The sequence below is a fragment of the Pseudomonas sp. UBA6276 genome (genome assembly GCF_002438365.1).
Taxonomy (GTDB): domain Bacteria; phylum Pseudomonadota; class Gammaproteobacteria; order Pseudomonadales; family Pseudomonadaceae; genus Aquipseudomonas; species Aquipseudomonas coleopterorum.
This window is the reverse complement of record NZ_DJUS01000068.1, coordinates 66281-89287: the sequence shown is the minus strand read 5'-3', so window position 1 is coordinate 89287 and position 23007 is coordinate 66281. Positions and strand designations below refer to the sequence as shown.

The window sequence follows — 23007 nt, the reverse complement described above, 5'->3', positions numbered from 1 at the left end:
GCTGCTGCCTCGAGGACATCACATGAAATACCGTCTGGGCGACTCTCGCGTCGAAACCCATCCCGACAGCTGGACCGCACCCAACGCCACCCTGATCGGCAAGGTGCGTCTGCAGGCCGGCGCCAGCGTGTGGTTCGGCGCCGTGCTGCGCGGCGACAACGAACTGATCGATATCGGCGAGCACAGCAACGTTCAGGACGGCACCGTGATGCACACCGACGCAGGCGTGCCGCTGACCATCGGTCGCGGCGTCACCATTGGCCACAATGCCATGCTGCATGGGTGCACCGTGGACGACTTCAGCCTGATCGGGATCAACGCGGTTATCCTCAACGGTGCCAGGATCGGCAAGCACTGCATCATCGGCGCCAACTCGCTGATCGCCGAAGGCAAGGAAATTCCCGATGGATCGCTGGTCATGGGGTCACCGGGCAAGGTCGTGCGCGAACTGACCGAAGCCCAGAAGCGCATGCTCGAAGCCAGCGCCGCGCACTACGTCCACAATGCCCAGCGTTACGCGCGCGAACTGACCGAGCAGGATTCATGAATCCTCTACCCAAGGCGGTCAAGTCACCCTGCATCAGTGTGTGTGCACTGGACGAAGACGATGTGTGCACAGGCTGCCAGCGCACCGCAGTCGAAATCACCCAGTGGGGGCGCATGAGCGACGAGCAGCGTCGCGACGTCCTGCGTCTGGCTCATCAGCGCGCCGTGGCCCAAGGCCTGATGTTGCCGAGCGTTTAGTCGGGTACGCGCTCCCCGGGTGGCGAGACTGGCGCGCGCAACGCTGTGTTGAGTTAAAATGCCCGCCCCTGTCGGGCAGGCGTGCGTGCTGCCCCTCGCTCCAGACGCTTCCCTGAGGACCTGAAATGACCCGTATCGGAACCCCCCTGTCGCCGACCGCGACCCGCGTATTGCTGTGTGGCTGCGGCGAACTGGGCAAGGAAGTGGTGATCGAGCTGCAGCGCCTGGGCGTCGAAGTCATTGCCGTCGATCGCTACGCCGATGCGCCCGCCATGCAGGTTGCCCACCGCAGCCACGTCATCAACATGCTTGACGGCGCCGCCTTGCGCTCGGTCATCGAAGCGGAAAAGCCGCATTACATCGTGCCCGAGATCGAGGCCATCGCCACGGCCACTCTGGTGGAGCTGGAGTCCGAGGGTTTCACCGTGGTGCCGACCGCGCGTGCGGCCCAACTGACCATGAACCGCGAGGGTATCCGGCGCCTGGCTGCCGAAGAGCTGGACCTGCCGACCTCGCCGTATCATTTTGCCGACACCTTCGAGGACTACGAGCGGGCCGTGCAGGACCTTGGCTTCCCCTGCGTGGTCAAGCCGGTCATGAGCTCCTCGGGCAAGGGCCAGAGTCTGTTGCGCACGTCCGCCGACGTGCAGGCGGCCTGGGAGTATGCCCAGGAAGGCGGGCGCGCCGGCAAGGGCCGGGTGATCATCGAGGGCTTCATCGACTTCGACTACGAGATCACCCTGCTGACTGTGCGCCACGTGGGCGGCACGACGTTCTGCGCGCCGGTCGGCCATCGCCAGGAGAAGGGCGACTATCAGGAGTCCTGGCAGCCCCAGGCGATGAGCCCGGTGGCTCTGGCCGAATCGGAGCGTGTGGCTCGTGCGGTGACTGAAGCCCTGGGTGGGCGTGGTCTGTTCGGCGTCGAGCTGTTCATCAAGGGCGATCAGGTGTGGTTCAGCGAGGTCTCGCCGCGTCCGCACGATACCGGTCTGGTCACGCTGATTTCCCAGGATCTTTCCCAGTTCGCCCTGCATGCCCGTGCCATTCTCGGCCTGCCGATCCCGCTGGTTCGTCAGTTCGGGCCGTCGGCCTCGGCGGTGATTCTGGTCGAAGGCAATTCCCGCCAGACCGCCTTCGACAACCTTGGAGCTGCGTTGGCCGAGCCGGATACGGCACTGCGTCTGTTCGGCAAGCCTGAAGTCAATGGACAGCGGCGCATGGGCGTGGCCCTGGCCCGCGACGAATCGATCGAAGCGGCCCGTGCAAAGGCCACACGGTCCTCGCAGGCGATCAAGGTCGAGTTGTAAGGCGTAGGTCGACTGGCGCCTGTCGAACGGCGGCGCCAGTCAAGACGGCTTGCTAAGTTGGTGTCATGCCGCAGGCAGGCTACTTGCGTGCCAGATCAGTACCCGCGACGCACGGTTTTCCTCGGTTTCGAGAATCTCCATCCGATAGCGGCCTATCTTCAGGCAGACGGCGCTGGCCGGGATGCTTTCCAATGCCTCGGTCACCAGACCGTTCAGGGTCTTGGGACCGTCACTGGGCAGGTGCCAGCCCAGGCTCTTGTTGATGTCACGGATGGAGGCCTGACCCTCGACCACGAAACGTCCGTCCAGCTGCGGGTGGATATGGGGGTTGGCCAGGGCGTCGTCATCTTCGAACTCGCCGACGATTTCTTCCAGAATGTCTTCCAGGGTAACGATGCCCTGTACCTCGCCGTACTCGTCGACGACGATGCCCAGCCGCCGCTGCTGTTTGTGGAAGTTGAGCAGCTGCATCTGCAGTGGCGTGCTTTCCGGCACGAAATAGGCTTCGTAGCAGGCGGCCAGCAAGGCTTCCAGGGTCAACTCGCGTTGAGGCAGCAAGTGACTGATCTGGCGTGTGTTGAGCACCCGCTCGACATGGTTGATGTCATTGTGGAAAACCGGCAGGCGGGTGTGCCGGCTGATCATCAACTGGTCGATGATTTCGTCCAGCGAGTCTTCCAGGTTGATGCCGTCGATCTCGTTGCGCGGCACGAGAATGTCGTTGACCGTGATCTTGTCCAAGGCATGAATGCTGTTGGCCAGGTGCGGCTTGTTGCTGCGCGCCTCGGCGGCCAATTCATCGAGCACGCTACGGGGCTGGGCAGGTTCCTGCTGGGCGCCCTGGTTGGATTCCTTGCGAGCGAAGGGAACGACCAGCAAGCGCGCAGCGCCGTCCAGCAACCATGCCAGCGGCCAGACCAGCTTGAGCAGCGGAGCCATCAGCGCATTGGCCATGCCGATGAACGGTCGTGGATAGCGCCGGGCAAGATGGCGTGGTAAGTAGTCGGCCAGTACCAGCAAAGCGATCGCTGTACCCAGACCCCCAAGCCAGGCGCCATGGGCGCCGCGCAGATAGATGCCCAGTGTGACACCCAAAGTCACGGCCAAAGCACGGACCAGGGTAGCGAGCAGTACCAGGCTGGGTAGAGGCGCCTCCAGCGCCGGGCGATCGCCATTGCGGCCAGTGGGGCGCTGTGCGGCCAACGTGTGCAGCGCCGCGTCCACTGCACACAGCAGCGCGGCGAGGAGAATGGCCAGCGCCAGCGCGCCGAGCATCGGCCCTAGGGGCAGAGTGTCCATGGGTGACCTGTCAGATGTGCAGAATGTATTCGCGAACCAGCTTGCTGCCGAAATAGGCCAGCATCAGCAGGCAGAACCCGGCCAGCGTCCAGCGAATGGCCTTGTGTCCGCGCCAGCCCAGGCGGTTGCGCCCCCACAGCAGCACGCTGAAGACGATCCAGGCCAGACAGGCCAGCAGGGTCTTGTGGACCAGATGTTGCGCGAACAGGTTCTCGACGAACACCCAACCCGAAATGAGTGACAGCGACAGCAATACCCAGCCAGCCCAGATGAAGCCGAACAGCAGGCTTTCCATGGTCTGCAGCGGCGGAAAGTTCTTGATCAGGCCTGCCGGGTGCTTGTGCTTGAGCTGGTGATCCTGCAGCAACAGCAGCAACGACTGGAACACGGCGATGGTGAACATGCCATAGGCCAGGATGGACAGCAGGATATGTGTAAGGATGCCGGGCTCTTCGTGGATCAGTGGCGCGGTCCCGCCGGGCACGAACTGCGCGATCAGGATGGTGGCCAGGCCCAGGGGGAACAGCAGTACCAGCAGGTTTTCCACGGGAATCTGACTGGTCGCCAGCAGGGTCAGGGCGATCACCGCCACGGCGATCAGGCTGGCGGCGCTGAAGAAGTCCAGGCTAAGCCCCAGCGGTGTCAGCAGTTGCGAGAACAACGCGCAGCCATGGGCGATGACGGCCAGGAAGCCGAACAGGTAGAGCAGGCGCTTGTCAGCCTTGCTGCCCTGGCCAATGCGGGTCGCCTGATAGGCAGTCGCAGCGGCGTACAGGCAGGCGGCGCCGAGGGTGGGTAATAGACTGGGTGACAAAGGGAGCATAGGTCCTGTGGAGCACAAGCCGGAAAGTGCCTGAGTTTGGCATCAAATGCCCGCCGACGAAAGACTGCATACCGCGCAGTGTCCGTGGCACCCACTCTTGGTTATAATCGCCGGCCTGCTCTTGCCGCCACAACCTCGGCTCAACCAGAGCCAGAAAGGATCGCGACATGTTTGAAAACCTTACAGACCGCCTCTCGCAGACGCTTCGCCACGTTACCGGCAAAGCCAAGCTGACCGAGGACAATATCAAAGACACCCTGCGCGAAGTGCGCATGGCGTTGCTCGAAGCCGACGTCGCCCTGCCGGTGGTGAAGGAGTTCGTCAACAAGGTCAAGGAGCGTGCGGTCGGCACCGAGGTTTCGCGTAGCCTGACCCCGGGCCAGGCGTTCGTGAAGATCGTCCAGGCCGAGCTCGTCGAAATGATGGGCGCCGCCAACGAGGAGCTGAGCCTGGCGGTGACCCCGCCGGCAGTCATCCTGATGGCCGGTCTGCAGGGTGCGGGCAAGACGACCACCGCCGGCAAGCTGGCGCGCTACCTCAAGGAGCGCAAGAAGAAGACCGTGATGGTGGTGTCGGCCGACGTCTACCGTCCGGCGGCCATCAAACAGCTGGAAACCCTGGCCAGCGATATCGGCGTGACCTTCTTCCCGTCCGACATCAGCCAGAAGCCGGTGGACATCGCCCACGCCGCGATTCGCGAGGCCAAGCTCAAGTTCATCGACGTGGTCATTCTCGACACCGCCGGCCGTCTGCACATCGACGCCGAGATGATGGGCGAGATCCAGCAGCTGCACGCGGCGGTCAAGCCGGCCGAAACCCTGTTCGTGGTCGACGCCATGACCGGTCAGGACGCGGCCAACACGGCCAAAGCCTTCGGCGATGCGCTGCCGCTGACCGGTGTGATCCTCACCAAGGTCGACGGCGACGCCCGTGGCGGTGCCGCGCTGTCGGTGCGTGCCATCACCGGCAAGCCGATCAAATTCATCGGTATGGGCGAGAAGAGCGAAGCGCTCGAGCCGTTCCACCCCGACCGGATCGCTTCGCGCATCCTGGGCATGGGCGACGTGCTCAGCCTGATCGAGCAGGCCGAACAGTCGCTGGACAAGGATAAGGCCGACAAGCTCGCCAAGAAACTGAAGAAGGGCAAGGGCTTCGACCTCGAAGACTTCCGTGACCAGCTCGTGCAGATGAAGACCATGGGCGGCCTCGGTGGCCTGATGGACAAGTTGCCCAGCATCGGCGGTGTGAATCTCTCGCAGATGGGCAATGCCCAGAATGTCGCCGAGAAGCAGTTCAAGCAGATGGAAGCCATCATCAACTCCATGACCCCGGCCGAGCGCCGCGATCCGGACGTGATCAGCGGCTCTCGCAAGCGCCGTATCGCCATGGGTTCGGGCACGCAGGTGCAGGACATCGGTCGCTTGATCAAGCAGCACAAGCAGATGCAGAAGATGATGAAGAAGTTTTCCACCAAGGGTGGCATGGCCAAAATGATGCGCGGCATGGGCGGCATGCTGCCCGGCGGCGGTGGCGGCATGCCCAAGATGTAACGCATTCCGTCGGCACGAGAGTCCTCTGGGAGCCTGCTCCCGCACCTGCACCTCCCGTGCCGATGAATACCCTGGCCATGTGGCCAAACTCCGTTGCTTGCAACGGCTTATAGGCAAATCCACGCTGCAAGCCCCGACCTATCGGAAAAAGGCATTTGCAAATGTCCGTGTATTCCTTGAGAATATGCGGCCTTTCGGGCACCCGTGTGCCCGCTGTGCATTATGATTTGCAGCACCGACTACAGGAACGATGTTCAATGCTAACCATCCGTCTTGCCCGTGGCGGCTCCAAAAAGCGCCCGTTTTACCAACTGACCGTAACCGATTCGCGCAACCCGCGTGACGGTTCCCACAAAGAGCACGTGGGTTTCTTCAACCCTGTTGCCCGTGGTCAGGAAATCCGTCTGTCCGTGAACCAAGAGCGCGTCAACCACTGGTTGAGCGTGGGTGCACAGCCTTCTGAGCGTGTTGCTCAGTTGCTGAAGGAAGCTGCCAAGGCCGCGGCCTGAGCAATATGAACGCGACGCCAGATTCCGCTGATGACTTGATCGTCGTCGGCAAGATTTTCTCGGTACACGGCGTTCGCGGCGAGGTGAAGGTCTTTTCCTTTACCGATCCGATAGAAAACCTGCTCGACTACAAGACCTGGACGCTCAAGCGCGAAGGGGTTGTCGTCAAACAGGTAGAGCTGGTCAGCGGCCGATCCACACAAAAGGATCTGGTTGCCAAGTTGAAAGGCCTGGATGATCGCGACGAAGCCCGTCTTCTGTCCGGTTACGAGATTTGCATCTCGCGCAGCCTTTTGCCCGACCTGGCCGAAGATGATTACTACTGGTATCAGCTTCAGGGCCTGAAGGTCATCGATCTGCAGGAGCAATTGCTCGGCACCATCGATCACCTGTTGGAGACCGGCGCCAACGATGTAATGGTGGTGAAGCCCTGCGTGGGCAGCCTGGATGATCGTGAACGCCTGTTGCCCTATACGGCGCAATGCGTGTTGAAGGTCGACCTGGCCGCTGGCGAGATGAGGGTGGATTGGGACGCGGACTTCTAGGCGATGGCAACCCTTCGCGTTGAAGTGATCACCCTGTTCCCCGAGATGTTCTCGGCCATCAGTGAGTACGGCATTACCAGCCGCGCGGTGAAACAGGGGTTGTTGCAACTGACCTGCTGGAACCCGCGGGACTACACCACGGACCGTCACCACACAGTGGATGACCGGCCCTTCGGCGGTGGTCCGGGAATGGTGATGAAGATCAAGCCCCTGGAAGACGCGTTGGTTCAGGCCAAGGCAGCAGCAGGGGAAGCGGCGAAGGTGATCTACCTCTCGCCCCAGGGCCGACCGCTGGTACAGGGCGCCGTGAAACAACTGGCGACTTCCGAATCCCTGATTCTGATCGCCGGGCGGTATGAAGGCATCGACGAGCGTTTCATTGAAGCTCATGTCGATGAAGAGTGGTCTGTTGGCGACTATGTGCTGTCGGGCGGTGAATTGCCCGCCATGGTCCTGATCGATGCGGTTACACGACTGCTGCCCGGAGCTTTGGGGCATGCGGACTCCGCGGAGGAAGACTCCTTCACGGACGGTCTGCTGGATTGCCCGCACTACACCCGACCGGAGGTGTATGCGGATCAGCGTGTTCCCGACGTATTGCTTAGCGGCAATCATGCACACATCCGGCGCTGGCGTTTGCAGCAGTCCCTTGGGCGGACCTACGAACGACGTGCCGATCTTCTGGAAAGACGCTCGCTTTCTGGAGAAGAGAACAAGCTGCTGGCGGAGTATCTCCGCGAGCGGAACGATAGTTAACGTATCGATGGCAATTCAGACGATTTGCCTTAGGAGCACAGCATGACCAACAAAATCATTCTGCAACTCGAAGCCGAGCAGATGAGCAAAGAAATCCCTCCCTTTGCCCCGGGCGACACCATCGTCGTTCAGGTGAAAGTGAAGGAAGGTGATCGTTCCCGTCTGCAGGCGTTCGAAGGCGTTGTCATCGCCAAGCGCAACCGCGGCGTGAACAGTGCTTTCACCGTACGTAAAATCTCCAACGGTGTTGGCGTAGAGCGTACTTTCCAGACCTACAGCCCGCAGATCGACAGCATGGCCGTGAAACGTCGTGGTGACGTGCGTAAAGCCAAGCTGTACTACCTGCGCGACCTGTCTGGTAAAGCAGCACGTATCAAGGAAAAACTGTCCTGAGAACAGTTTGTTTCTGATGCAGAAAAAGGCAGCCTTCGGGCTGCCTTTTTTGTGGGTGAAGGTTTGTGGGCGAGTGTTGGCAGGTGAGTGCTCAATGGCGATGTTCATGTGGGAGCGCGCTCTGCCCGCGAAGGCGTCGCCCTGACTCTGCGCCCTGTTATCATCCCCGGACCCCCACAACCCTACGATCTCGATGCCAGCCCTAGACCACCCCCTGATCGACCAATTCCTCGATGCCTTATGGCTGGAAAAAGGCCTCTCGCAAAACAGTCGCGACGCCTATCGCAGTGACCTTGCCCTGTTCAACGGCTGGCTGCAGGAGCGCGGCATCGCGCTGGAGGCCGCCGGCCGCGAGGTGCTGCTCGATCACCTGGCCTGGCGGGTCGAACAGGGTTACAAGGCGCGTTCTACAGCGCGGCTGCTGTCGGGCGCACGCGGTTTCTACCGGTACTTGCTGCGCGAGAAGCTGATCGGCAGCGATCCGACCTTGCAGATCGATATGCCGCAGCTGGGCAAGCCGTTGCCCAAATCATTGTCCGAAGCCGACGTCGAGGCGCTGTTGCAGGCGCCGGACCTGAGCGAGCCGATCGGCCAACGTGACCGCGCCATGCTCGAGGTGCTGTATGCCTGCGGCCTGCGGGTGACCGAATTGATCAGCCTGACCCTGGATCAGGTCAATCTGCGCCAGGGCGTGTTGCGCGTGGTGGGCAAGGGCAACAAGGAACGCTTGGTGCCCATGGGCGAGGAAGCCGTGGTTTGGGTCGAGCGCTACCTGCGCGATGGACGCCATGAACTGCTCGGCGGCAGGCCCAGTGATGTCGTCTTTCCCAGCCAGCGTGGCGAGCAGATGACCCGGCAGACGTTCTGGCATCGCATCAAGCATCAAGCTCAGGTCGCCGGCATCGCCAAGTCGTTGTCGCCGCACACGCTGCGTCATGCGTTCGCCACCCATCTGCTCAACCATGGCGCGGATCTGCGCGTGGTGCAGATGCTGCTCGGCCACAGCGATCTGTCGACCACGCAAATCTACACCCACGTGGCGCGCGCGCGTCTGCAGGACCTGCATGCCAAACACCATCCGCGCGGATGAAATCGGACGATTCGGTACTGTGTCGAGCGTTGTCCGCAGTCGGTCTTGCCCAATGAATGTGGTAGGCTTGCCCGGTTTATGCAGCGGGCCGTGACGAGTTGATCGTCCATCGCCCCTCAAGTCCGTCGCTCCAGGAGTTCCCATGCGCGTGACCCGTCTTTTCGCCGCCGCAGCCCTTGCGTTGGCCAGCACCTTTGCCGTGGCCGACCCGGCTGCGGAGCAAGCCATTCGCAAGACCCTGCAGACCTTACAACTGGAAGTCCCTATCGAAAGCGTGGGCGCAAGCCCGCTCAATGGCCTGTACGAGGTCAAGCTCAAGGGCGGTCGTGTGCTGTACGCCAGCGCCGACGGTCAGTTCGTCATGCAGGGCTACCTGTTCCAGATTCAGGACGGCAAGCCGGTCAACCTGACCGAGAAGACCGAACGGCTGGCCATCGCCAAGACCATCAATGCCATTCCGGTCGCCGATACCGTGGTGTACCCGGCGGTGGGCGAAACCAAATCGCACATCACCGTGTTCACCGACACCACCTGCCCGTACTGCCACAAGCTGCACGCCGAAGTGCCCGAGCTGAACCGCATGGGTGTCGAGGTACGCTACGTGGCGTTCCCGCGCCAGGGTCTGAAATCGGCCGGTGACGAACAACTGCAGGCCGTCTGGTGTTCCAAGGACCGCAAGGCGGCCATGGACAAGATGGTCTCGGGCGATACCATCAAGGCGCCTTCCTGCGTCAATCCGGTTGCCAAGCAGTTCGAGCTGGGCCAGTCGATCGGTGTCAGCGGCACGCCGGCCATCGTGCTGGAGAACGGGCAGGTCATTCCTGGCTACCAGCCGGCCGCGAACGTCGCCAAACTTGCGCTCGACGCGAAAGGCTGAACGGCACTCGCACGTCATCAATAGCCGCAGGCCCAGGGCCTGCGGCCAGTATCACGACTGTCATCTGGGCGGTCGTTTCATGGGGAGTTCAGAGTGAAACCGGTCAAAGTAGGCATCTGTGGGTTAGGTACCGTCGGTGGCGGCACCTTCAACGTACTTCAGCGCAACGCCGAGGAGATTGCCCGCCGTGCCGGGCGCGGTATTGAAGTGGCGCAGATTGCGATGCGCTCGCCGAACCCCAACTGCCAGATTGCCGGTACCCCCATTACCAACGATGTCTTCGCAGTGGCCGGCAACCCGGAGATCGATATCGTCATCGAGCTGATCGGTGGCTACACCATCGCCCGTGAACTGGTGCTCAAGGCCATCGAGAACGGCAAGCACGTGGTCACCGCCAACAAGGCGCTGATTGCCGTGCACGGCAACGAGATTTTCGCCAAAGCGCGCGAGAAGGGCGTGATCGTCGCGTTCGAAGCTGCGGTTGCCGGCGGCATCCCGGTGATCAAGGCGATTCGCGAAGGTTTGTCGGCCAACCGTATCAACTGGGTAGCGGGCATCATCAACGGTACGGGCAACTTCATCCTGACCGAAATGCGCGAGAAGGGCCGTACCTTCGAAGACGTCCTGGCCGAAGCACAGGCACTGGGCTACGCCGAAGCCGATCCGACCTTCGACGTGGAAGGCATCGATGCCGCGCACAAGCTGACGATCCTGGCGTCCATCGCCTTCGGCATCCCGTTGCAGTTCGACAAGGCCTACACAGAAGGCATCACTCGCCTGACCACGGCCGACGTCAACTATGCCGAAGCCTTGGGCTACCGCATCAAGCACCTGGGCGTGGCACGCAGTACCGAGCGCGGCATCGAGTTGCGCGTCCATCCGACGCTGATCCCGGCTGATCGCCTGATCGCCAATGTCAATGGCGTGATGAATGCGGTGATGGTCAACGGCGATGCAGCCGGTTCCACCCTGTTCTACGGTGCCGGCGCTGGCATGGAGCCCACCGCTTCGAGCGTGGTCGCCGACCTGGTCGACGTGGTCCGGGCTATGACCTCGGACCCGGAGAATCGTGTTCCCCATCTCGCTTTCCAGCCAGACTCGCTCTCCGCCCACCCGATCCTGCCGATCGAGGCGTGCGAAAGCGCCTACTACCTGCGTATCCAGGCCAAGGATCATCCGGGAGTGCTGGCACAGGTGGCGAGCATCCTGTCCGAGCGCGGCATCAACATCGAGTCGATCATGCAGAAGGAGGTCGAGGAACACGACGGCCTGGTGCCGATGATCCTGCTGACCCACCGCGTCGTCGAACAGCACATCAATGATGCCATCAAGGCGCTGGAAGCCTTGCAGGGCGTCGTCGGGCCGGTTGTGCGCATCCGTGTCGAGCACTTGAACTAAGCGGCAGCTGCCAGAGGAATTCGCAATGCGTTATATCAGTACTCGCGGTCAGGCCCCGGCCCTGAACTTCGAAGAGGTCCTGCTCGCCGGCCTGGCCAGCGATGGCGGCCTGTATGTGCCGGAGAATCTGCCGCGTTTCACCCAGGAAGAAATTGCCTCGTGGGCAGGCCTGCCTTACCACGAGCTGGCCTTCCGAGTGATGCGCCCGTTCGTCACCGGCAGCATCCCGGATGCCGATTTCAAGAAGATTCTCGAAGACACCTACGGGGTGTTCGCCCACGCCTCGATCGCGCCGCTGCGCCAGCTGGGCGGCAACGAGTGGGTGATGGAGCTGTTTCACGGCCCAACCCTGGCGTTCAAGGACTTTGCCCTGCAGTTGCTGGGTCGTCTGCTCGACTACGTACTGGCCAAGCGCGGCCAGCGTGTGGTGATCATTGGCGCCACCAGTGGTGACACCGGCTCGGCGGCGATCGAAGGCTGCAAGCACTGCGAGAACGTCGACATCTTCATCCTGCACCCGCATGAGCGCGTGTCGGCGGTGCAACGTCGGCAGATGACCACGATCGGCGGCGACAACGTGCACAACATCGCCATCGAAGGCAACTTCGACGATTGCCAGGAAATGGTCAAGAACAGCTTCGCCGATCAGAGCTTCCTCAAGGGCACGCCGCTGGTTGCGGTGAACTCGATCAACTGGGCGCGAATCATGGCCCAGATCGTCTACTACTTCCATGCCGCACTGCAGCTGGGCGGGCCCGCGCGTTCGGTGGCATTCTCGGTGCCGACCGGCAATTTCGGCGACATCTTCGCCGGTTACCTGGCACGCAACATGGGCCTGCCGATCAACCAGTTGGTGGTGGCCACCAACCGCAACGACATCCTGCACCGCTTCATGAGCGGCAACCAGTACGTCAAGGAAACCCTGCACGCCACGTTGTCGCCGTCGATGGACATCATGGTGTCGTCGAACTTCGAGCGTCTGCTGTTCGATCTGCACGGTCGCAACGGCGCGGCCATTGCCGGCCTCATGGACAACTTCCGCAAGGGCGGCGGTTTCAGTGTCGAGCAGGAGCGCTGGACCGAGGCGCGCAAGTTGTTCGACTCGCTGGCGGTCAGTGACGAGCAGACCTGCGAGACCATCGCCCAGGTGTTCGCCGAGTGCGGCGAAGTTCTCGATCCGCACACGGCCATTGGCGTGCGCGCGGCCCGCGAGTGCCGACGCAGCCTGGATACGCCCATGGTCGTGCTGGGTACCGCGCATCCGGTCAAATTCCCTGAGGCGGTACAGAAGGCGGGTGTGGGCAGGGCGCTGGAGCTGCCACCGCACCTGGTCGATCTGTTCGAGCGCGAAGAGAAGTGCACTGTACTGCCCAATGACCTGTCGGCCGTACAAGCCTTCGTGAGTCAGCACGGCAACCGCGGCAAGCCGCTCTGACGGTACGCAGCACCGCGCCTGACGCGATCTGAAACACATAAAGCCCGCTCGATGCGGGCTTTCTGCTTTTTACAGTGCCAAGCTTATGCAACTTTTTCCCAGGCCCTTTCGGCCCGCAGGCAAGGATGCACGGCATGAGACCCAAACCGACCTCGTTTTTCACGCGCGCAGGGGCGATGGCGTGGGCAGCGGGGCTTTTGGTGGGCGCCTGCATCCTTTTGCCCGGCTTGGCCACTGCCGCCCAGAGTCTGCCTTTCGCGCTCGTCGCACCGTTCGCCCAGCTCGCGCCCCTGCCGCTTTCCAGTGCCGAGCAGCAATGGTTGCAGCGCCACGGGACGCTCCGCGTCGGCGTTTCATTGGCTGACTATGAACCCATCGATATCACCAGTGAGCGCAACCGCTATCAAGGCGTGAGCGCCGATTACCTGAGCCTGATCGGTAGCCGCCTGGGGGTTGAATTGCGAGTACTGGGCTTCGCCCAGCGCAGCGAAGCGGTGCAGGCACTCAAGGATGGCGAAATCGACCTGCTGACCAGCGCCAATGGGTATGAACAGGCTATCGGCGGCCTGGCGTTCACCAAGGAGTACATGCCCGACCATGGTGTTATCGTGCGGCGCGTCGGTAGCAGGGGGGGGAGCGGCCTGGCTGGACAGAAGGTCGCGCTGGTGGATGGCTACGCCGACGACGCTACGGTGCAGCGCGTGTATCCGGACAGCCGCATCGTCATGGCACCCAGCCTGAGCAGCGGCCTGCAAGCGCTGCATCAGGGCGATGTCGATGCGATGATCAGCAACGAAGTCATCGTGCGTGCCTACAATGCGCTGCGTCCCTACCTCGATCTGGACATCATCGGCCCCAGTGGCCTGCCCCCGGTGGGGTACACCATCGCCAGTCGCAAGGCCGATCCTTTACTGGGACAGATGGTCGAGCGGGCGCTGGCCAGCATCGACGACGGTTTGCGCCGTGAGATCCTGACCCGCTGGACCACTGGGCTGGGTTCGGAAATCGGTCACCACCGGGTCCCGTTGGAACCCGCCGAGCAAGCCTGGATCGCCCGGCACCGACAGGTTCGCGTGGTTGCGACCCAGTATCCGCCCTACCTGTACCGAGATCGGCAGGGGAACTGGGTAGGGCTCAACAGTGAGGTGCTGGCGACCCTGTCGCACATGACGGGACTGCAGTTCGTCTATCTGCCTTCCAGTTCCATGGCCCAGAGCCTGGACATGCTCAAGCATGGCCAGGCCGACATGAACACCACGCTCTCGGAAACCCCGGAACGCAAGGCGTTCCTCAGCTTCAGCCATTCCTTCGGGGGCCAGGGTTGGGTCTTCATCGTTCGCGCCGAGGATCTGCCCATCGGCCATCTGGACGAGCTCGCCGGCAAGGTACTGGCGATTCCGGCCGAACATGCCCTGGAAAGCGCGATCCGCAGCCAGTACCCGCAGATCAAACTGGTTCTGGTCAGCACCTACGACAAGGCGCGCGAGATGGTTGCCAGTGGCGAGGCGGATGCAACCATCGACAGTGAAGTCGGGGCCTATCGCGCAGTGGGACGGTATCCGCCTGGCGTGCTCAAGGTCGGACGCAATGTCGATGGCGAATGGTCACCCGATCGTTTCGCCATTCGCGCCTCGGAGCCCGAGCTGACGGCGATCATCAACAAAGCGCTGGAAGCGTATCCGGTAGCCGAACTGCGCGCGGCGCGCTTGAAATGGCTGGGTGCGGTGGTGCCGCCAGAGCCCATGTGGCAGCGCATTGCCACGTGGGTCTATTGGCTGCTGGCAGTGGCCCTGGTGCTGGGCGCCGTGTCACTGGTGTGGAGCGGCCGACTCAAGGCGCAGATACGTCAGCGACTCGAGGCCGAGCATGCGCTCAACGATCAGCTCGCCTTCCAGCGCGCATTGCTCGATGGCATTCCCAGCCCCATCTATGTGCGCGATCTGCAGGCACGGCTGTTGTCCTGCAACAAGAGCTACGAGCAGAGCTTCGCGACGCGCTTGCAAGACATCAAGGGTCGCACGTTGCAGGAGGTTGTCGTGGTGAACTCGGACGAGGCCGAGCAGATGCATCGCGACTACCTCAAGCTGCTGGACGATCAGCAACCGGTATCCGCTGATCGGCAGATCCAGATGCACGGCCGCAAGGTGCATGCCTGGCAATGGATCGTGCCGTTCTACAATGCCGAGGGCCAGCTTCAGGGCTTGCTGGGCGGCTGGATCGACATTTCCGAGCGCAAGCGCCTCGAAGATCAACTGGTAGAGGCTCGGCACACCGCCGAGCAGGCAAACCAGGCCAAGAGCGCCTTTCTGGCGACCATGAGCCATGAGATTCGTACGCCCATGGCGGCCATCATCGGCTTGCTCGAGTTGGAGCGTGAGCGACGCCGGCGGGACGAGCAACCGGTGTCCGAGGCGCTCGAGGTGGCCTGGCGTTCTGCCCAGGAGCTTGTCGCCCTGATCGGCGACAGTCTGGACCTGGCGAAGATCGAATCAGGCAGCCTGCAACTGGCCGAGCAGGTGACCGAAGTCCGGCCGTTCTTCGAAGGCATGCTCAGCCTGTTTTCGGCCCAGGCACAGCGCAAGGGCATTGCGCTCGATCTCGACATCGCACCGGCCATGGCCAGCACGTTCTGGTTCGATCCGTTGCGGTTGCGGCAGGTGGTGCACAACCTGCTCGGCAACGCCTTGAAATTTACCCGCCAAGGCAGCGTGCGCCTGGCTGTCGACGCGCAGCTGCTCAACCCGGGCCAGTGGCGGATGACCATTGTCGTCAGCGACACGGGCGCGGGCATGACGCCTGGGCAACAGGCCAGATTGTTCAAACCGTTCGTTCAGGGTGGCGTGGACCTGCAACAGGAATCCATCGGTACCGGCCTGGGTTTGACCATCTGCAAGCAGTTGATCCAACTGATGGGCGGCACGATCAACCTGCACAGTACCGAAGGCGTGGGAACGCGAGTCGAAGTGCAGATCGATGTACGCCACGATGCAGAGCCTGAGGCGGCAATGGCTCCTGTCCAACCGCGGCCCGACACCGCCGCGCTGGACATTCTGGTGGTGGATGACCTGTCCGCCAATCGGATGGTGTTGACCCAGCAGTTGCAGTTTCTGGGGCATCGGGTGCAGGACGCCAGCGACGGTGTGACGGCGCTGGCTGCCTGGCAAGCCGGGCATTACGATCTGGTGCTCACCGACTGCAACATGCCAGGCATGAATGGCCACGCCCTGTGCCAAGCCATCCGCCAGCAGGAGGCGCTATCCGGTGCACGTCCGGTTCGGGTTATCGGCTGTACCGCCAATGCCATGCAGGATGAGCGGTTGCGCTGTGCCGAAGCGGGCATGGATGAACTGCTGGTCAAGCCAATAGCCCTGGACAGGCTGGCTCAGATCATCGCCGACCTGCAGCAGGGTCCGGCATTCTCCATGCAGGCGCTGCAACGTCTGACCCAGGCCAATGAAAAGGTCATGCGACGAATGCTCGACGAGTTCTCCCGGAATCTGGAGGCAGAGGCCGGAGCGCTGACCGAGGTCGTCGAGGCGCTCGACTGGTTACGCCTGCAAGAGGTGCTGCATCGGCTTCAAGGCATTGCTCGTCTTATCGACGCGGAGCCATTGACGCGCGCGCTCGCCGAAGTGGATGCGTGTTGTCAGTCGGGCGATGAGCAGCGATTGCTCGTCGAGGGCAAGGAGCTCCATTGCGAAATCGCAAGGTTGGCCACGGCCATAGCGCGCTGTCGAGAAAATTCCTCGGAAATTTAGGACTTGTCCTATCCCAAGCGTTCCACTTGCCCTTTAGAGTGCCAGGCAATGCGCAGCTCGATGCGCTCCTTCGAGGTTTTCACTCATGCGTTCGCTCAGAGTTCTGGTGCTGGAAGATATTCCGTATCAGTTGATCGCCATGCATCAGGTGCTCAATGCCTGTGGGGTATTCGACGTCCTCACCGCTCAGAGCTTCAACGCGGCCTGTCTCTCGCTGGAAAAGCGCCATGGGGCGGACGTGGCCATTTGCGAGGTGACGATGGCCGGGTTGGACATGGGCGAGCTGATCCGCCATCTGGCCGCGACCGGGCTGGCACGGGCACTGATCCTCTACAGTAATGGCTCGCAGTCAGTCGAACCGCTGGCGGCACTGGCTCGCCAGCATCGGTTGCCATTGTTGGGCGTGTTGTACACGCCCGTGTCGGCTGTCGCGGTGCATGGGCTGCTGCAGGATTACCAGCGTCGAATGGATGTACAGGCCTTGCTACCCTTGCCTGACGTGCACGAGATCAGTTCCTGCGACGGCGCCTGGCCTCTGCCTTTGCCTTTGCGCCCCTAGCGCCGCCCGGTGGTGCGATGCAGGCCCGTCCCGATCCCGGTCATTTCAATCCGTGGGCCTGCATGTAGATATACAACGCCGCATCGTTATCGATGCCCAGCTTGCGCATGGCGCTGACCTTCTGCGCGCTGATCGTCTGCTTGCTGCGGTTGAGTTGGAGAGCGATTTCGTTGACCGAGAGGCCTTGGGCCAGCAGACGTGTTATTTCAAGCTCGCGCGGAGACAGGTCGACATGGCCCGTGAGCTGGCTTGCGGGATTATCACCTGGCAGGGCCAGGATACTTCTTATCGACTGCGCCACGAACGGCTTGTTGCGCTTGAGGCTGGCAATCGCTGCCGGCAATTCGTCGACGAGGCTGGCTTTGCCCAACAGCCCGACCACGCCCAAGTTCAGGATTGCCCGCAGCAGCCCTGGATTGGTCAGCATGGTGACCACCATTACAGGCAGCTTTGGCCAATGCCGGCCGACATACCCGATCAGCCTCAGGCCATCACTCTGATCCCGAGAGGGCATCATGTAGTCGGTGATCAGCAGGTCGCATTCGGTTTCATTCAGGCAGTGCGTCAGCTCCTGTGGCGAGGCGGCTTCGGCCACCACGCGCAAGCCGGGGTCTCGCTCCAGCACGGCGCGCAGGCCGATACGAAAGATCGGATGGTCATCGGCCAGCACGATCCGCAGGGGTGCGCTCAGTGGGTCGGTCAAGGCAGGCTCCGGTGACGGGTAAATCAGGCGGTGAATTCTGGCACAGCTGTGGTCTATTCCTGATCTGTTTTGTAGTCCATTTCTGGCCCTGTAGCCACCAAGCCGCACAATCAGAAAAGTCTTACATTCGTACTGTCATATTCCGAAGGCACTGTCGGAAATAGTCTGACATGGCGAGCCCAGAACTTTTCTCGCTGGGGAGGGGTCAGTGTCATGCACCTTAAGAATTCGAACAGACGAGTGGTGATGCGATGAAGAATATCAGCCTGTTGCTCAATGAAGCCCTGACACCGTATCGCGTGACTCTCGAAGGGCAGGATAGTCTTGGCAATTGCCAGGTCGTGGTCATGAGCGCGGCTGGAAGCGTAGTGACCCAGCGTTCGGTCAACCGCAGCCAATTCGAGGACTTGCGCTCCTTTACCGATGTGGTCGATGGTTTGCACCGTGACCTGCTGGTTGCCGAGGGGCGCCTCGAACCGTCGATGATTGCAGCGCTGCGCAATGTTTCGCAAAGTGCTGGCTTCAGCCACGCGCTGGCCTGAGCTTGATCAGGCCCTCGCTGTCCAAGAGGTAGGGACTTTGGCAGGCAGCGCGCGCGCCGCGGCCCTGCCATTTTCCTTCCTACCGCTGGCTGCTCAAGGCCTCGGTGCTCTGTGCATTGAACCTCCGCGCATTGAACAATGCACGGGTTTCGCGCAGATAATCCGACCTCTCATGGGGTGCCAGCCATTGCGCATACAGCTGCGCTAATTGACCACTGCGCAACTCCAGCAGCAAAGGGTTCAGGGCGTCCACTACGCGGCGGCCGGTGGGGCTGTCAGAGCAACCCACATGTACGATCTGTGTTCTTGCCGCGCCCTTGATCGGGACCTGCACCATTTGCTGCGGATCCAAATCTTCCTGGCGCGCCTGATAGCGAGCCTCCAGCCAGTAGCCCAGCAGGGCATGGATCCGCCCCAGCCTTTCCATGCGCAGCAGGCTCCCCATGGCGTCGTTGCCATGATGGGCGAGGATCTGGCGGCTGTCGGCTTCGGCCAGAATGCGGTCGACGACGCTGCCGTAGCTGCGACCGGCAATGATGCCCAGGGCCAGGGTACCGCTGCGCAGCAGGGCGCCGAGGTCGACCTTGCCGTCGTCCATGAAATCGGCGATCAGCGGCAGGTCGATTCGCTGCATGACCAATGTACTGCCCAGCACGTGCATGCTGGGCACTGAATAAAAGATGGTCTGCGCGCGCTGGCGCGTCCAGAGCAGCGCAGGGTCGCAGTAAAGCCCCGGCTCGGCGAGCATCTGCGAAGCGCGCGCGCGGTTGACCCTGAGCACGCTGTGATCGTAGTCCGGCAGCGCTGCGCGCATCAGTGGCAGGGCCTGGTCGACGGCGCCGCGGTTACGGTCAGGCCCTCGGGCTATGGTCAGCGGTGCCAGGTCGCGCAACAGCCATGTGATGGTTTCCCGGCCATGTGCATGGGGTGTGATAAGCAGGCAGGCGCACAGCGCCAGTGACAGTAAAAGGCTGCCGGCCGGCAGGATTTTGAAACATGAGTCCATGGCAGTCCTTGCGCAGGGAGTAGGGCAGGTTGTCCGTTTTTGAAACACCGCACCATCTTTGCACACCCAGGCGTATGATCAAAACGCACCGCAGCGTCGCAGTGGTCTGTGGTGGTCGTTGATCAAGGCCGCATCGGGTAGACTAGCGGCCTTTTCCCGTTCCCAAGAAGCCTGCCTAATGGCCCAGCCGTCGACCACGTACAAATTCGAACTGAACCTGACCGATCTTGACCGCAGCGTTTATGAGAGCGTCAAGCAGACCATTGCCCGTCACCCCTCCGAAACCGAAGAGCGGATGGCGGTGCGCTTGCTGGCGTATGCCCTGTGGTACAACGAGCACCTGTCTTTCGGCCGCGGTCTGTCGGATGTCGATGAAGCCGCGCTGTGGGAAAAAAGTCTGGACGGGCGGATCCTGCATTGGATCGAGGTCGGTCTGCCTGATGCGGAACGTCTCACCTGGTGTTCGCGGCGTACCGAGCGTACCAGTCTGCTGGCCTATGGCAGCCTGCGCGTGTGGCAGACCAAGGTGGTCGATGCGGTCAAGAACCTGAAGAACGTCAACATCGCCGCAGTGCCTCAGGAAGTGCTCGAGACCCTGGCCAAGGACATGCCTCGGGTCATCAAGTGGGACGTCATGATCAGCGAGGGCACGGTGTTCGTCACCGATGACCGCGGTCAGCACGAAGTCCAACTCGAGTGGCTGTTGGGCGAGCGCTAGGCCGCCCGGTTTCACCTTTCCTCTTTTGTCTTGCAGTGAGAACCGCCCCAGGCACCATGCGCATCGAACCCCGTCAGTTGCCCCAGATCCTGCCCTTCCTCGGCGATATGCCGCCCCTGCTGAATCGCCTCTACGCGGCGCGTGGTGTATCGAGTGCGCAGGAGCTGGACAAGAGCCTGGCGCGCCTGATTCCCTTCCAGCGGCTCAAGGGTATCGAAGCCGCTGTCGAGCTGTTGGTGACGGCCATCGACCAGCGTCAGCGCATTCTCATCGTAGGCGACTTCGATGCCGACGGTGCCACAGCCAGTGCGGTGGGGGTGCTCGGGCTGCGCCTGTTGGGCGCTGCACATGTCGATTACCTGGTGCCCAATCGCTTCGAGTACGGCTACGGCCTGACCCCCGAGATCGTCGAAGTTGCCTTGCAGCGCGAGCCGCAGTTGCTGGTGACGGTCGACAACGGTATTTCCAGCGTCGAGGGCGTGGCGGCGGCCAAGGCTGCCGGGCTGCAGGTGCTGGTGACCGACCACCACTTGCCGGGGCACGAGTTGCCGGCTGCGGATGCCATCGTCAACCCCAATCAGCCGGGCTGCGAGTTCCCGAGCAAGAACCTGGCCGGGGTCGGCGTGATTTTCTACGTGTTGATGGCCCTGCGCGCACGGCTGCGTGAATTGGGCCGCTATGCCCAGGTGGCGCAGCCCAACATCGGCGAACTCCTCGATCTGGTGGCGCTGGGCAGCGTGGCCGACGTCGTGCCGCTGGATGCCAACAACCGCATTCTGGTGCATCAGGGGCTGGAGCGAATTCGTGCGGGTCGAGCCCGGCCCGGTATCACAGCGATTCTGGAGGTGGCACGTCGCGAGGCTGCGCGGATCACCTCGACCGATCTGGGCTTTATCCTTGGGCCGCGCCTCAATGCCGCCGGGCGCCTGGACGACATGAGCCTGGGCATCGAGTGCCTGTTGAGCACCGATCTGCCCAGCGCCCAGGCGATTGCCTCGCAGCTCGATGGGTTGAACCAGGACCGCAAGTCGATCGAGCAGGGCATGCAGCGCGAAGCCCTGGCCCAGCTCAAGGACCTGGCGGTGGAATCCATGCCGTTCGGCCTGTGCCTGTTCGACGCGCAGTGGCACCAGGGTGTGATCGGTATCCTTGCCTCGCGGCTCAAGGAGCGCTACCACCGGCCAACCATTGCCTTCGCCGATGCGGGCGACGGTTTGCTCAAGGGCTCGGCGCGTTCGGTGCAGGGCTTTCACATTCGCGATGCACTGGATGCCGTGGCGGCCAGTCATCCGCAGTTGATCAGCAAGTTCGGTGGGCATGCCATGGCGGCGGGATTGACCTTGCCGCAGGAGAACTTCCCGGCGTTCTGTGAGGCGTTCGATGCCCAGGTGCGCAGCCAGCTGTGCGAGGAAGACCTGACCGGACGCCTGCTGTCCGACGGCACTTTGGGCGTCGAGGAGTTCCACCTGGAGCTGGCGCGCGCCCTGCGCAATGCCGGGCCCTGGGGGCAGCATTTTCCCGAGCCGATGTTCCATGGCGTGTTTCAACTGGTGGAGCAGCGAGTGGTTGGCGAGCGTCATCTCAAGGTCATGCTCAAGACCGAGTGCGGCAGCGTCAGCCTGGACGGTATCGCCTTCGGCGTCGACCGCGAAGTATGGCCCGACCCATCGGTGCGCTGGGTGCAACTGGCGTACAAGCTGGACCTCAACGAGTTTCGCGGGCGCGAGACGGTGCAGTTGCTCATTACCCACATCGAGCCGCGCTGACAGGCGGAACCACGGTCGCGGCCGGGTTGTCGACTGGTCTTCAAGAGCGAGATGGGTACGTCCGCCACGTCTATCGGCCGACGGCCTCTCGTCCCACGTGGAACTGCCAACCGAGGTGCCCGATGAGCATGCTGCTCGAACCCTATACCCTCCGCCAGCTGACCCTGCGCAACCGCATTGCGGTATCGCCGATGTGCCAGTACTCCAGCGCCGATGGCCTGGCTAACGACTGGCATCTGGTGCACCTGGGCAGTCGTGCCAGCGGCGGTGCCGGTCTGGTCTTCACCGAAGCCACCGCGGTGACCGCCGATGGTCGCATCACACCTGAAGACCTCGGTCTGTGGAATGACGAGCAGATCGAACCGCTGCAGCGCATCACTCGCTTCATCACATCACAGGGTGCTGTGCCGGCGATCCAGCTGGCCCACGCCGGGCGCAAGGCCAGTACTTGGCGACCCTGGTTGGGCAAGCATGGCAGCGTGCCAGTCAATGAAGGTGGCTGGGTGCCCGTCGGGCCCTCGCGGATCGCCTTCGACCCACAGCACACCGCACCCACTGCGTTGGACGAAGCCGCCATCAAGGACATCGTCCAGGCGTTCGTTGCCGCCACCAGGCGCGCACTGACCGCCAACTTCAAGGTGGTCGAGGTTCATGCGGCCCACGGTTATCTGCTGCATCAGTTCCTGTCGCCGCTCAGCAATCAGCGTCAGGATCAGTATGGAGGTAGTTTTGAAAACCGAATTCGTCTGACCCTTGAGGTCACGCAAGCCATTCGCGAGGTCTGGCCGGAGGAATTGCCCGTATTCGTCCGCGTATCCGCGACCGACTGGGTCGAAGACGGCTGGAACCCGGACGAAACCGTTGAGTTGGCCAAACGCTTGAAGGCGCTGGGCGTTGACCTAGTCGACGTGTCGTCGGGTGGCACTTCGGCCAATGCCGAGATTCCAACCGGGCCAGGCTATCAGACGCGCTTTGCCGAGCGGGTTCGCAAGGAGGCGGACCTTGCTACGGGCACCGTGGGCATGATCACCGATCCGGCTCAGGCCGAGCACATTCTGCGTACCGGTCAGGCTGACATCATCCTGCTTGCGCGTGAACTGCTGCGCGATCCGTACTGGCCCCTGCACGCCGACGAAGACCTGGGCGGTCGCCTGGCTACCTGGCCCGCTCAGTACCAGCGCGCCACCCACCGCGATCAGCCGATCCTGGAGTCGGATCTGCGCGACTGA

The 23007-nt window shown here is 62.3% G+C and carries 22 protein-coding genes; 18 read left to right on the top strand and 4 right to left on the bottom strand.

What is annotated here, in order from left to right; translation table 11 throughout:
• Positions 1-22 precede the first annotated feature (22 nt).
• From B2V21_RS08255 to purT, 3 genes are all read left to right on the top strand, one after another.
• The gene (locus B2V21_RS08255; protein ID WP_049861268.1) at positions 23-547 is read left to right on the top strand and encodes a gamma carbonic anhydrase family protein; all 525 of its coding nucleotides are present in this window, start codon (positions 23-25) and stop codon (positions 545-547) included.
• Positions 544-744 (top strand): DUF1289 domain-containing protein, encoded by a 201-nt coding sequence (locus B2V21_RS08250; protein WP_286916559.1) that lies wholly within the window; start codon positions 544-546, stop codon positions 742-744. Before B2V21_RS08255 ends, B2V21_RS08250 begins: the two co-directional genes overlap by 4 nt.
• A 125-nt stretch (positions 745-869) precedes the next feature.
• Entirely contained in the window at positions 870-2051 is a 1182-nt protein-coding gene (purT, locus tag B2V21_RS08245) for a formate-dependent phosphoribosylglycinamide formyltransferase (RefSeq protein WP_286916558.1), read from the top strand.
• 63 nt (positions 2052-2114) lie between these two features.
• Here purT and B2V21_RS08240 read toward each other — a convergent pair whose 3' ends face one another.
• Together B2V21_RS08240 and B2V21_RS08235 are read right to left on the bottom strand one after the other, a co-directional pair.
• Entirely contained in the window at positions 2115-3350 is a 1236-nt protein-coding gene (locus B2V21_RS08240) for a transporter associated domain-containing protein (RefSeq protein WP_049861271.1), read from the bottom strand.
• Between the two features lie 10 nt (positions 3351-3360).
• Positions 3361-4173, bottom strand: coding sequence for a cytochrome C assembly family protein (locus B2V21_RS08235; protein ID WP_049861272.1), 813 nt, complete (start codon positions 4171-4173; stop codon positions 3361-3363).
• Positions 4174-4340: 167 nt separating this feature from the next.
• Here B2V21_RS08235 and ffh point away from each other — a divergent pair, with 167 nt between their 5' ends.
• From ffh to B2V21_RS08180, 11 genes are all read left to right on the top strand, one after another.
• Complete coding sequence (gene ffh / locus B2V21_RS08230; RefSeq protein ID WP_049861273.1) at positions 4341-5723, top strand: signal recognition particle protein; 1383 nt, start codon at positions 4341-4343, stop codon at positions 5721-5723.
• 257 nt (positions 5724-5980) lie between these two features.
• Positions 5981-6232 (top strand): 30S ribosomal protein S16, encoded by a 252-nt coding sequence (rpsP, locus tag B2V21_RS08225; RefSeq protein WP_008366201.1) that lies wholly within the window; start codon positions 5981-5983, stop codon positions 6230-6232.
• A 5-nt stretch (positions 6233-6237) separates the two neighbouring features.
• Positions 6238-6777, top strand: a complete 540-nt coding sequence (gene rimM, locus B2V21_RS08220) for a ribosome maturation factor RimM (RefSeq protein WP_056844211.1) — start codon at positions 6238-6240, stop codon at positions 6775-6777.
• Between the two features lie 3 nt (positions 6778-6780).
• Positions 6781-7533, top strand: a complete 753-nt coding sequence (gene trmD / locus B2V21_RS08215) for a tRNA (guanosine(37)-N1)-methyltransferase TrmD (protein ID WP_049861275.1) — start codon at positions 6781-6783, stop codon at positions 7531-7533.
• A 42-nt stretch (positions 7534-7575) separates the two neighbouring features.
• Positions 7576-7926: a 50S ribosomal protein L19 gene (gene rplS / locus B2V21_RS08210; protein WP_049861276.1), complete on the top strand. Its 351-nt coding sequence runs from the start codon at positions 7576-7578 to the stop codon at positions 7924-7926.
• A gap of 193 nt (positions 7927-8119) precedes the next feature.
• Positions 8120-9016 carry a site-specific tyrosine recombinase XerD gene (gene xerD / locus B2V21_RS08205; RefSeq protein ID WP_056844212.1) on the top strand — a complete coding sequence of 299 codons (897 nt, stop codon included), beginning with the start codon at positions 8120-8122 and terminating at the stop codon, positions 9014-9016.
• Positions 9017-9158: 142 nt separating this feature from the next.
• Positions 9159-9893 (top strand): DsbC family protein, encoded by a 735-nt coding sequence (locus B2V21_RS08200; RefSeq protein WP_049861278.1) that lies wholly within the window; start codon positions 9159-9161, stop codon positions 9891-9893.
• A gap of 93 nt (positions 9894-9986) precedes the next feature.
• On the top strand, positions 9987-11291 hold the full coding sequence (locus tag B2V21_RS08195) for a homoserine dehydrogenase (protein WP_282347731.1): 1305 nt from the start codon (positions 9987-9989) through the stop codon (positions 11289-11291).
• 25 nt (positions 11292-11316) lie between these two features.
• Positions 11317-12726: a threonine synthase gene (gene thrC, locus B2V21_RS08190; protein ID WP_049861280.1), complete on the top strand. Its 1410-nt coding sequence runs from the start codon at positions 11317-11319 to the stop codon at positions 12724-12726.
• 134 nt (positions 12727-12860) lie between these two features.
• Positions 12861-16484 (top strand): transporter substrate-binding domain-containing protein, encoded by a 3624-nt coding sequence (locus B2V21_RS08185; protein WP_286916557.1) that lies wholly within the window; start codon positions 12861-12863, stop codon positions 16482-16484.
• Positions 16485-16569: 85 nt separating this feature from the next.
• Positions 16570-17043 (top strand): DNA-binding protein, encoded by a 474-nt coding sequence (locus tag B2V21_RS08180; RefSeq protein ID WP_286916556.1) that lies wholly within the window; start codon positions 16570-16572, stop codon positions 17041-17043.
• A 40-nt stretch (positions 17044-17083) separates the two neighbouring features.
• Here the strand turns inward: B2V21_RS08180 and B2V21_RS08175 are convergent, their stop codons facing one another.
• Positions 17084-17746, bottom strand: a complete 663-nt coding sequence (locus B2V21_RS08175; protein ID WP_152965753.1) for a response regulator transcription factor — start codon at positions 17744-17746, stop codon at positions 17084-17086.
• Positions 17747-17997: 251 nt separating this feature from the next.
• Between B2V21_RS08175 and B2V21_RS08170 the strand changes: the two genes are divergently transcribed.
• Positions 17998-18288 (top strand): DUF3509 domain-containing protein, encoded by a 291-nt coding sequence (locus B2V21_RS08170; protein WP_282347728.1) that lies wholly within the window; start codon positions 17998-18000, stop codon positions 18286-18288.
• 79 nt (positions 18289-18367) lie between these two features.
• On the opposite strand, the gene B2V21_RS08165 is transcribed toward B2V21_RS08170, so the two are convergent.
• Positions 18368-19294, bottom strand: coding sequence for a TIGR02285 family protein (locus B2V21_RS08165; protein WP_286916555.1), 927 nt, complete (start codon positions 19292-19294; stop codon positions 18368-18370).
• 178 nt (positions 19295-19472) lie between these two features.
• Here B2V21_RS08165 and B2V21_RS08160 point away from each other — a divergent pair, with 178 nt between their 5' ends.
• From B2V21_RS08160 to B2V21_RS08150, 3 genes are all read left to right on the top strand, one after another.
• Positions 19473-20012 carry a YaeQ family protein gene (locus tag B2V21_RS08160; RefSeq protein ID WP_049861282.1) on the top strand — a complete coding sequence of 180 codons (540 nt, stop codon included), beginning with the start codon at positions 19473-19475 and terminating at the stop codon, positions 20010-20012.
• 56 nt (positions 20013-20068) lie between these two features.
• Positions 20069-21778, top strand: a complete 1710-nt coding sequence (gene recJ / locus B2V21_RS08155; RefSeq protein ID WP_056844217.1) for a single-stranded-DNA-specific exonuclease RecJ — start codon at positions 20069-20071, stop codon at positions 21776-21778.
• Between the two features lie 122 nt (positions 21779-21900).
• Positions 21901-23007, top strand: a complete 1107-nt coding sequence (locus tag B2V21_RS08150; protein WP_286916554.1) for an NADH:flavin oxidoreductase/NADH oxidase — start codon at positions 21901-21903, stop codon at positions 23005-23007.